The sequence below is a fragment of the Nocardioides pymetrozini genome (genome assembly GCF_046058985.1).
Lineage (GTDB): Bacteria > Actinomycetota > Actinomycetes > Propionibacteriales > Nocardioidaceae > Nocardioides.
The window spans coordinates 3766362-3779652 of sequence record NZ_CP175556.1 but is presented as its reverse complement, the minus strand read 5'-3'; the positions used below and the strand labels follow the sequence as shown (position 1 = coordinate 3779652).

General features: G+C 72.0%; 11 protein-coding genes. 5 read left to right on the top strand and 6 right to left on the bottom strand.

The genetic code is table 11. The annotated features are described in order from the left end of the window. Positions 1-9: 9 nt before the first annotated feature. Positions 10-942: a patatin-like phospholipase family protein gene (locus ACJ5H2_RS18500; protein WP_408896906.1), complete on the bottom strand. Its 933-nt coding sequence runs from the start codon at positions 940-942 to the stop codon at positions 10-12. Between the two features lie 121 nt (positions 943-1063). Between ACJ5H2_RS18500 and ACJ5H2_RS18495 the strand changes: the two genes are divergently transcribed. The 3 genes from ACJ5H2_RS18495 to ACJ5H2_RS18485 are packed head-to-tail and all read left to right on the top strand — an operon-like array spanning position 1064 to position 5495. Then, complete coding sequence (locus ACJ5H2_RS18495) at positions 1064-1660, top strand: TetR/AcrR family transcriptional regulator (RefSeq protein WP_408896905.1); 597 nt, start codon at positions 1064-1066, stop codon at positions 1658-1660. Then, entirely contained in the window at positions 1660-3399 is a 1740-nt protein-coding gene (locus ACJ5H2_RS18490) for an ABC transporter ATP-binding protein (protein WP_408896904.1), read from the top strand. The genes ACJ5H2_RS18495 and ACJ5H2_RS18490 overlap by 1 nt, the downstream gene beginning before the upstream one ends. Beyond that, a complete protein-coding gene (locus ACJ5H2_RS18485; RefSeq protein WP_408896903.1) occupies positions 3396-5495 on the top strand; it encodes an ABC transporter ATP-binding protein in 2100 nt (699 codons plus the stop codon). Before ACJ5H2_RS18490 ends, ACJ5H2_RS18485 begins: the two co-directional genes overlap by 4 nt. Before the next feature lie 23 nt (positions 5496-5518). On the opposite strand, the gene ACJ5H2_RS18480 is transcribed toward ACJ5H2_RS18485, so the two are convergent. From ACJ5H2_RS18480 to ACJ5H2_RS18470, 3 genes are read right to left on the bottom strand one after another with little or no spacing between them, the layout of a single operon-like run. Beyond that, a complete protein-coding gene (locus tag ACJ5H2_RS18480) occupies positions 5519-6196 on the bottom strand; it encodes a methionine ABC transporter permease (protein ID WP_408896902.1) in 678 nt (225 codons plus the stop codon). Further along, on the bottom strand, positions 6196-7242 hold the full coding sequence (locus ACJ5H2_RS18475) for a methionine ABC transporter ATP-binding protein (protein ID WP_408896901.1): 1047 nt from the start codon (positions 7240-7242) through the stop codon (positions 6196-6198). Before ACJ5H2_RS18475 ends, ACJ5H2_RS18480 begins: the two co-directional genes overlap by 1 nt. After that, complete coding sequence (locus ACJ5H2_RS18470; RefSeq protein WP_408896900.1) at positions 7239-8201, bottom strand: MetQ/NlpA family ABC transporter substrate-binding protein; 963 nt, start codon at positions 8199-8201, stop codon at positions 7239-7241. Before ACJ5H2_RS18470 ends, ACJ5H2_RS18475 begins: the two co-directional genes overlap by 4 nt. Before the next feature lie 565 nt (positions 8202-8766). Between ACJ5H2_RS18470 and ACJ5H2_RS18465 the strand changes: the two genes are divergently transcribed. Both ACJ5H2_RS18465 and ACJ5H2_RS18460 read left to right on the top strand, forming a co-directional pair. Further along, positions 8767-10443, top strand: coding sequence for an MDR family MFS transporter (locus ACJ5H2_RS18465; RefSeq protein ID WP_408896899.1), 1677 nt, complete (start codon positions 8767-8769; stop codon positions 10441-10443). Beyond that, positions 10440-10901, top strand: coding sequence for a MarR family winged helix-turn-helix transcriptional regulator (locus ACJ5H2_RS18460; RefSeq protein WP_408896898.1), 462 nt, complete (start codon positions 10440-10442; stop codon positions 10899-10901). Before ACJ5H2_RS18465 ends, ACJ5H2_RS18460 begins: the two co-directional genes overlap by 4 nt. Before the next feature lie 88 nt (positions 10902-10989). Here ACJ5H2_RS18460 and ACJ5H2_RS18455 read toward each other — a convergent pair whose 3' ends face one another. Together ACJ5H2_RS18455 and ACJ5H2_RS18450 are read right to left on the bottom strand one after the other, a co-directional pair. Beyond that, the gene (locus tag ACJ5H2_RS18455) at positions 10990-12576 is read right to left on the bottom strand and encodes a glycoside hydrolase family 13 protein (protein WP_408896897.1); all 1587 of its coding nucleotides are present in this window, start codon (positions 12574-12576) and stop codon (positions 10990-10992) included. Then, a complete protein-coding gene (locus tag ACJ5H2_RS18450; protein WP_408896896.1) occupies positions 12573-13277 on the bottom strand; it encodes a hypothetical protein in 705 nt (234 codons plus the stop codon). Before ACJ5H2_RS18450 ends, ACJ5H2_RS18455 begins: the two co-directional genes overlap by 4 nt. Positions 13278-13291 lie beyond the last annotated feature (14 nt).

Sequence of the window (13291 nt, the reverse complement as noted above, 5' to 3'; positions counted from 1 at the left end):
CGCGCCCGCTCACCGCCCCGCCTCGTCCAGCGCCGCCTTGGTGAGCGACCGGCCGAGATCGACCAGCTCGTCGGCCCGGTGGAAGTCGATGGTCCGGGCGGCGCTGAGGGGGACGGTCACGAGGACGTCGGGCGGCAGGGCGGCGATCCGGTAGCGGGTGATCAGGCTCTGCATCGCGTCGAACGAGAGCGAGACGACCTCGGAGGTCCGTACGTCGGGCCGCGTGTCGGGCCGCGCCTCCGGGCGTACGTCGACCGCCTCGGCGGGGGCGTCGAGTGCCTCCAGCGTCTCGGGCCCGCCGTCGTCGCCGCGGCGGAACCGGCGGCGCAGGTCGGCGGCCCACTCCGCTCGCCGCACGGAGAACCCGCGGGCCGGGGAGGTGGGCTCGTGCGGCTCCCGCGGACCCTGGAGCGAGACCGCGACCGTGAAGTCCGCGGCCGCGGCGGCGGTGGGCTCGAGCGGCAGTGGGTTGAGGAGGCCGCCGTCGACCAGGATCCGGCCGTCCACCACGGCGGGCGTGAACAGGCCGGGGATGGCGAAGGACGCCCGCATGGCGGGGATGAGCGGCCCGCGCTGGAACCAGACCTCGCGGCGCGCGGCCAGGTCGGTGGCGACGGCGGTGTAGGGGATCGGCAGGGACTCGATGGTCACCTCACCGACGATCTCGTCGAGCGCGGCGGTCAGCCGCTGGGCCGTGGCGGCGCCGCCGCCCGCCCAGGTCGGGTCGGCCAGGCGCACCACCCGGCGTCCGGTCAGCGTCGAGGCCCAGGCAGCGAACTCGGTGTCCTTCCCGGCCGCCACGAGGCCGCCGACGACCGCGCCCATCGACGTACCCGAGACCGCGACGATGTCGTGCCCGCGCTCACGCAGCTCCTGGACCGCGCCGAGGTGGGCGTACCCCCGGGCGCCGCCGGAGCCGAGGACCAGAGCGACGCGTGCCATGCCCACCATTGTGGGTCGGCCGCGTCGGGATCGCCCGCCTCCGCCGTGTCGGGGTGCTCACAGGACCCCCGCGATCCCGAAAACAGTTGTGAGTGAGCACTCACTCACCTACAGTGCAGGCATGCCACCCCGCGCTGCCCCCCTCTCGCCCGAGGAGCGGCGGGAGATGCTCATCCGGGCAACCCGCCCGCTGCTCTACGAGCACGGCCGCCGGGTGACGACCCGGCTGATCGCCGAGGCCGCCGGGGTCGCCGAGGGCACGATCTTCCGCGTCTTCGCGTCCAAGGACGACCTCGTCGACGCGACGATCGCCCGCGCCTTCGAGCCCGGCGACGTGCTGGACCGGCTCGACGCGATCGACCCCACCCTGCCCCTGCGGGAGCGGATGCTCGCGATGACCGCGATCCTCCAGCAGCGCTTCCTGGCGATCTTCCAGCTGATGCGCGCGCTCGGCGCCGTCGGCCCGCCGGAGAGCCTGCGCGACCGCCCCGAGATCGTCCAGGGCCTCGAGGAGGTACGTCGACGGCTGCTCGCGCTGCTCGAGCCCGATGCCGACCGGCTGACGCTCCCGCCCGAGCAGGTGCTGCACGTGTGGCGCCTGCTGACCTTCGCCGGCTCCCACCGGGAGATCGCCGACGACGACCTGCTCACCCCGGACCAGATCGTCGACACCGTGCTGCACGGCCTCGTCGTGCGGACCGAGAGAGGGGACTCCTGATGCTCGGACAGCTGCTGCGCAGCCATCTCCGGCCCTACAAGGGCTGGCTCGCCGCCATCGTCGTGCTGCAGTTCACCGGCACCGTGGCCATGCTCTACCTGCCCAGTCTCAACGCCGACATCATCGACCGGGGTGTGGCCCGGGGCGACACCGGATATGTCGTGCAGCTCGGCGCGGTCATGCTCGCCGTCGCCCTGGTCCAGGCCGCCTGCTCGATGAGCGCGGCCTGGTTCGGCGGCCAGGCCGCGATGGCCTTCGGCCGGGACCTGCGCAAGGCCGTGTTCGGCCGGATCGGCAGCTTCTCGGCGCGCGAGGTCTCCTCCTTCGGGGCGCCGTCGCTGATCACCCGCGCGACGAACGACGTGCAGCAGGTGCAGATGCTGGCGATGATGACCTGCCTGATGGCGGTCACGATCCCGATCATGATGGTCGGCGGCGTCATCATGGCGATGCGCGAGGATCTCGGCCTGTCCTGGCTGGTCGTGGCCGTCGTACCGGTCCTCTTCGTCTGCATCGGCATCGTCGTCTCCCAGATGGTCCCGGCGTTCCGCCAGGTCCAGGAGCGGCTCGACGACGTCAACCGCGTGCTGCGCGAGCAGATCACCGGCATCCGCGTGGTCCGGGCGTTCGTCCGCGAGCGGCAGGAGGTCGAGCGCTTCGAGCGCGCCAACGAGGACCTGACCCAGGTCTCCCTGCGCGCGGGCCGGTGGATGGCCGTGATGTTCCCGCTCGTGATGGCGGTGTCGAACGTGGCCAGCGTCGGGGTGATCTGGTTCGGCGGACATCGCGTCGACGACGGCCAGATGCAGGTCGGCGCGCTGACGGCGTTCCTCTCCTATCTCATGCAGATCCTGATGTCGGTGATGATGGGGACCTTCATGCTGATGATGATCCCGCGGGCGTCGGTCAGCGCCGACCGGATCGGCGACGTCCTCGCCACCGAGACCAGCGTCGTACGCCCGCAGCAGCCGGTCACCGAGGTCACGGCTCCCGGTCACCTGGACTTCGAGGGCGTCGGGCTGACCTATCCGGGAGCGGAGGCGCCGGTGCTGCGCGACGTCACGTTCGCGGCCCGGCCGGGCCAGACGGTCGCTCTCATCGGGTCGACGGGCGCCGGCAAGACCACGCTGGTCAACCTCGTCCCCCGCCTGCTCGACGCGACCGAGGGCGTCGTCCGGGTCGCGGGCGTGGACGTCCGCGCGCTCGATCCCGAGCTGCTCTGGTCGCGGATCGGGCTGGTCCCCCAGCGGGCCTTCCTGTTCTCCGGGACCATCGCCTCCAACCTCCGCTATGGCCGGCCCGACGCCACCGACGAGGAGCTGTGGGCCGCGTTGGAGATCGCGCAGGCCGCCGACTTCGTCCGCTCCATGCCCGAGGGGCTCGACACCGCCATCGCCCAGGGCGGTACGACGGTCTCCGGCGGCCAGCGCCAGCGCCTGGCCATCGCGCGGGCACTGGTCCGCCGACCGGAGATCTACCTCTTCGACGACGCATTCTCGGCGTTGGACGTCGCCACGGACGCCCGTCTGCGGGCCGCGCTGGCGCCGGTGACCCGCGACGCGACGGTGCTCATCGTGAGCCAGCGGATCGCCACGATCCGCGACGCCGACCTGATCCTCGTCATCGAGGACGGCGCGGTGGTGGGGAGGGGCACCCATGACGAGCTGCTCCGGGACAACCCGACCTACCGGGAGATCGCCGCCTCACAGGGCGTCCAGGGAGAGGAGGTCAGCGCATGAGCGCGAGCTCGGCCGGTTCGAGCGCCGGCTCCAAGACGATGCGGCAGACCGAGCGGATCGTGCAGCAGGGCGGTCCTGGCCGCGGCCCCATGGGCGGCATGGTCGGCCAGAAGGCCGACGACTTCGGGGCGTCGGCGCGCCGCCTGCTGGCCCGGCTGCGGCCCGCTCGCGGCCGAGCGGTCGCCGTCCTGCTGCTCGGCATCGGCAGCGTCGCGTCCGTCGTGGTCGGCCCGTGGCTCCTCGGCCGGGCGACCGACGAGGTGTTCAACGGCTTCGTGGGTCGCGGGCTGCCGGAGGGCAGCACCAAGGCGGACGCGGTCGCGAACGCCGAGGCCGCGGGCGACGACGGCCTCGCCGACTTCCTGCGCGGCCTCGAGATCGTCCCGGGGCAGGGCGTCGACTTCGACAAGGTCGGCCAGCTCCTGCTCATCACGCTGCTGGTGTACGTCGGCGGCCAGGTCCTCGGCTGGCTGCAGGGCTATCTCGTCAACGACATCGTGCAGGCGACGGTGAAGCGGATGCGCAGCGACGTCGAGGAGAAGGTGCACCGGCTGCCGCTGGCGTACTTCGACCGGCAGCCGCGCGGAGAGCTGCTCAGCCGGGTCACCAACGACATCGACAACGTCGCGCAGAACCTCCAGCAGACGATGAGCCAGCTGCTCACCTCGATCCTGATGGTGGTCGGCGTCCTCGGCGCGATGTTCTGGGTCTCGCCGCTGCTCGCCGTCATCTCACTGGTCTCGGTGCCGCTCGCCATGGTCGCGACCGGCCGGATCATGAAGCGCTCGCAGACGCAGTTCATCAACCAGTGGCGCCAGACCGGCCGGCTCAACGCCCAGGTCGAGGAGGCGATCTCCGGGCACGCGCTGGTCACCGTGTTCGGGCGGCGCCGGGCGGTCGAGGACGCGTTCGACGCCGCCAACGAGGAGCTCTACCAGTCGTCGTACCGCGCGCAGTTCATCAGCGGTCTGGTGATGCCGGTGATGATGCTGATCGGCAACCTCAACTACGTGGTCGTCGCCGTGGTCGGCGGGCTGCGGGTGGCCTCGGGATCGTTGTCGCTCGGCGAGGTGCAGGCCTTCATCCAGTACTCCCGCACCTTCACGCAGCCCATCACCCAGATCGCGTCGATGGCCAACCTGCTGCAGTCCGGCGTGGCCTCGGCCGAGCGGGTCTTCGAGCTGCTCGACGCCGACGAGGAGGTGGACCCGGTGGAGGTCGTCGCCCCGAGCCCCCGGGTGGTTGAGGTGCGAGGAGCGCCAGCGACGAGCGCGCCGGTGGTTGAGGTGCGAGGAGCGCCAGCGACGAGCGCGCCGGTGGTTGAGGTGCGAGGAGCGCCAGCGACGAGCCTCGAAACCTCCGCCGGCGAGGTGCGCTTCGAGCATGTCTCCTTCGCGTACGACCCCGACGCGCCGCTGATCGAGGACCTCTCGCTCGTCGCCCATCCCGGCCAGATGGTGGCGATCGTCGGCCCGACCGGAGCGGGCAAGACGACGCTGGTCAACCTGATCATGCGCTTCTACGAGCTCAGTGGCGGGCGGATCACCCTCGACGGCACGGACATCGCGGCGATGAGCCGGTCCGAGCTGCGCAGCCGGATCGGCATGGTGCTCCAGGACACCTGGCTGTTCGAGGGCACGATCCGCGACAACATCGCCTACGGCCGGCCCGACGCGACCGAGGACGAGGTCCGCGCGGCCGCGCGCGCGACCTATGTCGACCGCTTCGTGCACTCACTGCCCGAGGGCTACGAGACCCGCGTCGACGACGAGGGCTCCAACCTGTCGGCCGGGGAGCGCCAGCTGATCACCATCGCGCGTGCGTTCCTCGCGCAGCCGGCGCTGCTGATCCTCGACGAGGCCACCTCGTCGGTCGACACCCGCACCGAGCTCCTGCTGCAGCACGCGATGGCCGCGCTACGCACCGACCGGACGTCGTTCGTGATCGCGCACCGGCTGTCGACCATCCGCGACGCGGACCTGATCCTGGTCATGGAGGAGGGCCGCATCGTGGAGCAGGGCTCCCACGCCGAGCTGCTGGAGCGGGACGGCGCGTTCGCCCGGCTGCACGCCGCGCAGTTCGCGGCCGCGCTCTGATGCTCAGGCTGGTCCCGCGCCCGTCAGCGGCGCAGCACCCGGCGGGCCAGGAGGTTGCCGCCGAGCTGGATGACCATCACCAGGGCGACGAGCAGCAGGATCGAGGCCCACATCACGACGCTGTCGAACTGGCGGAAGCCGAAGCGCTGGGCGAACGAGCCCAGGCCGCCGCCGGCGACGACGCCCGCGATCGCGGTCATGTCGACGATCGCGACGAAGGCGAAGGTGTAGCCCAGCACGAGCGGGCCGAGCGCCTCGGGGACCAGCACGCGGAAGGTGATCCGTGAGCGACTGGCCCCCATTGCGCGCGCGGCCTCGATGACCCCGGGGCTCACCGTGACGAGGTTCTGCTCGACGATCCGGCTGATGCCGAAGGTGGCGGCGACGACGATCGCGAAGGTCGCGGCCGGCGTCCCGATGCCGGTGCCGACGACGACCCGCGCCAACGGCTGCAGCGCGGCGACGAAGATGACGAAGGGGATGGGCCGGAAGAAGTTGACGACCACGTTGAGGACGACCTGCAGCGGCCGGTTGGCGTACAGCCCGCCCTTGCGGGTGAGGTAGAGACCCAGGCCGAGGGCCAGGCCGAGCAGCCCGCCCAGCACCAGCGCGGTCGTCGCCATCAGCAGGGTCTCGCCCGCCGCCTGCCAGAACTCCGGCTGCAGCTCGCCGAGCCGGGTGTCGATCGCCAGGACCTCCATCAGGCCACCTCCGTCCAGGCGACCAAGGAGCCGACCTCGGCGAGCGCCCGGTCGACGGCGTCGTCGTCGCCGGTGAGCGCCAGGGTCAGGTTGCCGAAGGTCGTGCCCTGGACCTCCTCGATGCCGCCGTAGACGAGCTCGAAGGCGACCTCGTGGCGCAGGAGGGTGGCGAACACCTCGGACTGGCGCACCTCCTCCCGGCGGAACGCCAGCCGCACGAAGCGGCCCGGGTGCCGCTCACGCAGCGCCGCGACGACCTCGGGGGCGGGCAGGTCGTCCACGACGGTGCCGACGAACCTCTTGGTCACGGGGTGCTGGGGATCGGAGAACAGGTCGACCGCGCGGCCCTGCTCCACGACCCGGCCGTCCTCCATCACGGCGACCCGGTGGGCGATGCGTCGTACGACGTCCATCTCGTGGGTGATGAGCAAGATGGTGATGCCGAGCTCGCGGTTGACCCGCGCCAGCAGGTCGAGCACGTCCCGGGTCGTGTCCGGGTCGAGTGCGCTGGTCGCCTCGTCGGCGAGCAGCAGCCGGGGCTCCGTCGCCAGCGCGCGGGCGATGCCGACCCGCTGCTTCTGGCCCCCGGACAGGTCGCTGACCCGGGCGTGCGCCTTGTCGGCGAGGCCGACGAAGTGCAGCAGCTCGGAGATCCGCCGCTGCTGCTCGGCGCGGGAGCGGCCGGCCACGGCGAGCGGGAAGGCGAGATTGCCCCAGACGGTCCGCGACTCCATCAGGTTGAACTGCTGGAACACCATGCCGATGCCGCGGCGCAGCTCGCGCAGACCCTTCTCGGAGAGCGCGGTGACGTCGACGCCGTCGACCACCACGCTCCCCGAGGTCACCGGCTCGAGCGCGTTGACCAGGCGGACCAGCGTCGACTTGCCGGCGCCGGAGTAGCCGATGATCGCGAAGATCTCGCCGGCCTCGACGCTCAGGTCGACGCCGTCGACGGCGCGGTTCGCCGGCGCCCCGCGGCGTACGCCGGGGAACTCCTTGACGACGCCGCGCAGCTGGACGAGTGGCTCGGCCGGTGTCGCGGTCACTTCTGCTCGCGGATCTGCGCCTCGACGTCGTGCAGGCTCTGCTCGAGCTCGGCCTGGCTCAGCGTGACGAACTCGGCGGTGCCACCCGCGGCCTCGTCGACGCCGTCGAGCACGGCCTGGGTCTGCTGGTAGACCTCGACCAGCTTCTGCAGCACCGGGTTGTCCTTGTCCTCGGCGCGCACGGCGAAGATGTTGACGTACGGCACGGCCTTGGGGTCGCTGGGGTCGTCGACCGCGATGGCGTCGTCGAAGGACAGTCCGGCGTCCTCGACGAAGTCGTTGTTGACGATCGCGGCGGCGACGTCCGGCAGCGAGGTCGGCGTCAGGTCGGCCTGCAGCGCCTTGACCTTCACTCGCGAGGCCGCCTCGTCGACGTCGGCGACGGTCGAGAAGATCGAGCCGCCGTCCTTGAGCTTGATGAGGCCCGCCGACTGGAGCACCAGCAGGCCGCGGGCCTGGTTGGAGTCGTCGTCGGGGACGACGACCGTCTCACCGTCGGGGATGTCGGCCACGTCGTCGTACTTCTGCGAGTAGAGGCCCAGCGGGTAGATCGCGGTGGAGCCGAGCGGGACCAGGTCGTCGTCGTTCGCGACGTTGTACTCGGCCAGGTAGACGATGTGCTGGAACTGGTTGGCGTCCAGCTCGTTCTCGGCGAGCGCGGGGTTCGGCAGCGGGTACTCGGCGAAGTCGCGGATCTCCAGCTCGATCCCGGCCTCCTTCGCGGCGTCCTCGAAGGTCTTCCAGTACGGGTCGCTCGCGCCGACCGTGCCGAGGACGACCTTGACCGGGTCGTCCTGGGACAGCTGCGCCGCGTCGCCGTCGGTCGCCCGGCGAGTGTCGTCCCCGCGGGTGAGCAGGAACACCGCGCCGGCGATGAGGGCCAGTGCCACCACGACCGCGCCGATCACGAGCGGCCGGCGGGACTTGGGGGCCTCGATGAGAGGGATCTGGTCGGACATGCTCGGTCTAATGCCACCAACTCGCTCGACATTCCCCGTCGGCGAGTCGCCTGGGTCACACGCGCGCCGGTCCGCGGGTGTGAGGGTCCGGGAAATGACGTTGTGCGGGCTTGATCGGCGACCTACGGTGGTCGCACACGGGAAAGGAGGTGGTCCGAAGAATGATTTCTTTGAGGACGCGTGAGGTGGCTGCGCGCTAGCAGCCCAGCAGTCTGATCGGGCTGCGCGCGAATCCAACGCAGCCACCCGACCCGCAGGTGAGCCCGGCACGTCCACCGGGCGAGGCTCGTCCGAGCCGCACCTGCGGGTCGCTGCATTTTTCTCGGGGGGCGGGCGGATTCACCACGGGATGTAGGCGGAGCGCCGCTTCTGTAGTGGAACTCCGCAGGGGAAGTGCGGACTCGGCTACATCCCGTGGTGAATCCGCGCCCCCCGGGGACCACGCAGAATCCACCACCCCGGCCCCTGTCTCCCCCGTCACAACAAGTTGCCATCGTCAACCATTCGACATATGGTTGATCTTCGGCAACCAATTTAGGTGATGACGAGAAGAGATGACGCCTCGATGACCCATGCTCCGTCGGCCCCCGCCGAGTCGGACCAGATGACCCACCGCGAGATCATGGAGGCCCTGACCGGCCTGCTGCTCGCGATGTTCGTGGCGATGCTCTCCAGCACGGTGGTGAGCAACGCCCTCCCCGCGATCGTGACCGACCTCGAGGGCAGCCAGACCGGCTACACCTGGGTCGTCGTCGCCACCCTTCTCACGATGACCGCGACGACGCCCATCTGGGGCAAGCTCGCCGACCTGTTCAGCAAGAAGCTGCTCGTGCAGGTCGCCCTGGTCATCTTCTCGGCCGGCTCGGTCGTCGCGGCCGTCGCGCCCAGCATGGGCGTGCTCATCGGCGCCCGCGCCTTCCAGGGTCTCGGCGTCGGCGGCCTCACCGCCCTCGTGCAGGTCGTCATCGCCTCGATGGTCTCGCCGCGGGAGCGGGGACGCTACAGCGGCTACATCGGCGCCGTGTTCGCCACGGCCACCGTCAGCGGACCCCTGCTCGGCGGTCTCATCGTCGACAGCCCGCTGGGCTGGCGCGGCTGCTTCGTGGTCGGCATCCCGATCGCCGCCATCGCCTTCGTCGTCCTCCAGAAGACCCTGCACCTGCCGACCGTCCGTCGTGACGTGAGGATCGACTACCTCGGCGCCACCCTGATCATGGCCGGCATCAGCCTGATCCTGGTCTGGGTCAGCCTCGCCGGCACGAGCTTCGACTGGATCTCCGGTACGTCGACCGCGCTCGTCGCGGGCAGCGTGGCCCTGATCGCGGCCGCCCTGTGGGTGGAGGCCCGGGTCGCACCCGAGCCGGTCATCCCGCTGCGCCTCTTCCGCGACCGGACCACCGCGCTGGCCACCGCCGCGTCGGTGATGATCGGCGTCGCGATGTTCGGCGCCACGGTCTATCTCAGCCAGTACTTCCAGCTCGCCCGCGGCATGAGTCCCACCGAGGCGGGCCTGATGTCGGTGGCGATGGTCGGCGGCCTGCTCGTCTCGAGCATCCTCAGCGGCCGCGTCATCACCCGCACCGGGCTGTGGAAGCGCTGGCTGGTCGGCGGGATGGTGCTCGTCATCGCCGGCATCGCGCTGCTCGGCACGATCGACGCGACGACCTCGCTGTGGGTGGTCGGCGGGTACATGGCGCTGACCGGCATCGGGCTCGGCGCGACGATGCAGAACCTCGTGCTCGCCGTACAGAACAACACCGCCCCGGCCGACCTCGGCGCCGCCAGCTCGGTCGTCGCGATGTTCCGCTCGATCGGCGGCTCCGCCGGCGTGGCGGCGCTCGGCGCCGTCCTCGCCCACCAGGTCAGCGACGGGGTGCGGACCGGTGTCGAGGGCCTCGTGCGGGCGGGGCGGATCAGCCAGGAGCAGCTGGTCGCGATGCAGCACTCGACGGGCGACATCCCGAAGCTGGCCGACCTGCCCGCGCCGATCCGCGCGATCTACGAGGCGTCGTTCGGTGACGCGGTCGGCCACCTCTTCCTGGTCGCCGCGCCGTTCGCCGTGGTCGCCTTCCTCTGCATCCTGTTCATCGAGGAGGTGCCGCTGCGGACGACCAACGGGCCGACGGTGGCCGAGTCCGAGGTCGAGGCGGCGCTGGTCGCGACCGGTGAGCCCGCGGACTATCCGGGCTACCGGGTCGAGGGCGCGGAGGGCGACCCGCGGCCGGGTGGACCGGTCCGGTGAGCGCGACGGCGACCCGCGGCGACGCGCTGCGGGAGCTCGAGACCGAGGTCGGCGTCCTCATCCGCCGCGTGCGGCGGGTGATCGGCGAGCGCGCCCGCGCGGTCCATCCGGACCTGATGCCGTCGTCGTACCTCATGCTCGGCTACGTCCGCGAGCACGGGCCGCTGCGCGCCTCGGCGATGTGCGCGGTGTTCGAGATCGACAAGGGCGCGGTCAGCCGCCAGGTGCAGCACCTGATCGACCTGGGTCTCGTGGACCGCGCCCCCGACCCCGGCGACGGCCGCGCGACCCTCCTCAGCGTCAGCGAGGAGGGCGCGCGCCGGCTCGACGACGTCGCCGAGGAGCGGCGCGAGCTGCTCGCCGAGCGGCTGGGGGAGTGGCCGGTCGAGGAGCTGGAGGACTTCGCCGCCTCGCTCCGTCGCTACAACGACGCGCTGAGCCTGCCCGGCGACCGCTGACGCCCGTCCCCGGTGCGATAGTCCCTCGCGAAAAGCACCGGAATCCGGCGGGGGACGGTGCTTTTCGCGAGGGACTATCGCCGGCGGCTCAGCGGACCCAGACCGCGGTGTCCGGGGGCAGTACGCCGCCGGGCAGCGGCCCGCTGCTGATCAGCAGCTCGCCCTCGGGCAGGGGCGCGGGATAGGTCCCGGCGTTGAGGACGACGCTCACCCCCGCCCGGCGTACGACGAGCAGGTCGTCCTCCGCGCGCGCCACCGTCACCTCGTCGGCCCCGGCGAACACTGCGCGTCGGGCGGCGAGCGCCTGGCGGTAGAACGCCAGGGTCGACCCCGGGTCGCCGTCCTGGGCCTCCACGGTCAGCCCGGCCCAGGTGTCCGGCTGCGGGATCCACGGCTGCGTGTCCTGGGCCCCGCCGAAGCCGTACGGCGGCGCGTCGCCCGACCACGGCAGCGGCACCCGGCAGCCGTCGCGGCCCGGCTGCCCGGTCCGGAACCAGGACGGGTCCTGGCGCGCCTCGGGCGGCACGTCCACCTGCTCGAGGCCCAGCTCCTCGCCCTGGTAGAGGTACGCCGAGCCCGGCAGCGCCAGCATCGTCAGCGTGGCCGCGCGGGCGCGGGCCAGGCCGGCCGGCCCGCCGCCGTACCGCGTCGGATGGCGCTCGACGTCGTGGTTGGACAGCACCCAGGTCGGCGCGGAGGAGGCCGCGGCGACCGCGGCGATCGAGTCGGTGATCACCTCCGCGAAGGCCTCGGCCGACCACGGCGTGCCGAGCCAGCCGAAGTTGAACGCCTGGTGGAGCTCGTCGGGGCGGATGAACATCGCCATCGACTCCGCCGTCTGGGTCCACGCCTCCGCGACCGCCATCCGGTTGCCCGGGTAGGAGTCGAGCACGCGCCGCCACCGGCGGTAGACCTCGTGCACCTCGGGCTGGTCCCACATCGGCTCGTCGTTGACGACCCGCTCGACCATGGACTCGGCCTGGCGCTGCTGCTTCTCCGGGCGCACCTGGTCGCGCAGCGACGACTCCTTGTAGAGGCCGTGCGCGACGTCGACCCGGAAGCCGTCCACACCGCGGTCCAGCCAGAACCGGAGCACGCCCTCGAACATGTCCCCGACCTCGGGGTTGCGCCAGTCGAGGTCGGGCTGGGAGCTGTCGAAGAGGTGCAGATACCACTCGCCGTCGGGCACCCGGGTCCACGCCGGTCCGCCGAAGATCGACTCCCAGTTGTTCGGCGGCAGCTCGCCCCGGGCGCCCTGGCCGGGCCGGAAGAGGTAGCGCGCCCGCTCCGGGGACCCGGGTGCCGCGGCCAGCGCGGCCCGGAACCACGGGTGCTGGTCGGAGGTGTGGTTGGGGACGAGGTCGACGATCACCCGCAGGCCGAGGGCGTGCGCGTCCTCCAGGAGGCGGTCGACGTCCGCGAGGCTGCCGAACAGCGGGTCGACGTCGGTGTAGTCGGCGACGTCGTACCCGTGGTCCTTCTGCGGAGAGGTGTAGAACGGCGTGATCCACAGTGCGTCGACCCCGAGCTCGCGCAGGTAGGGCAGCCGCGACGTGATCCCGGGGAGGTCGCCGATCCCGTCGCCCGCGCCGGCCGGCAGGCCGTCCGCGAAGCTGCGCACGTAGACCTGGTAGACCACCGCCTCGCGCCACCACGGGCGGCCGGCGGCGCTCACAGGTAGTCCTTCGGGTCGACGGTGAACCACACGTGCTCCGCGGTCGCGACCACCTCGTCGTCGGGACCGTAGAGCGTCGCCGCGGTGAAGGTACGACGCCCCTCGATGCCGCGCAGCTCGCCGACGACGACGTACCGCTCCGAGGTGCGGGGCAGGCTGTGGACCTCGGCGGTCATCCGGCCCAGGACCGACGGGCGGCCCTCGAGGTCGCTCGACCAGCCGCCCGGGCAGTCGAGTGCCGCCCAGGCGACGGGCACCGCGCTGTCGTGCGGCGTCCAGGTGGCCGCGACGCGCTCGCCGTCGACCGGGCCGGCGAAGATGCGCAGCCCGTCGCCGACCCGGCGGTCCGGCCCGCAGACGTAGCAGGTGGGGAAGGGATGGACCCGGTGACCGGGATAGCCCGCCGCGGCCTCGGCGGCGGCCGCCACGGACACCGGCGCGACCGGCGCGGGCCGCTCCTCGGCGTACACGGCCTCGGCGACGACCTCGCCGTCATGGGTGAGGGTGGCCCCGGCGGCGGTCGGGAGGACCGGCATCGGCACGTCGAGCGGCGGTGGCCGGCGCAGGGTGACCGTGACGGCCGCACCGACGCCCTGGGCCGGGAGGGTCGCGGCGAGCGCGCCCGAGGTCCAGCCTCCGTTGCCCGAGCGGGGCGGTCCGTTGAAGCGGTGGGGGACGATCAGCGGGGGCAGCGAGCTCACCGTCCCAGCATGGC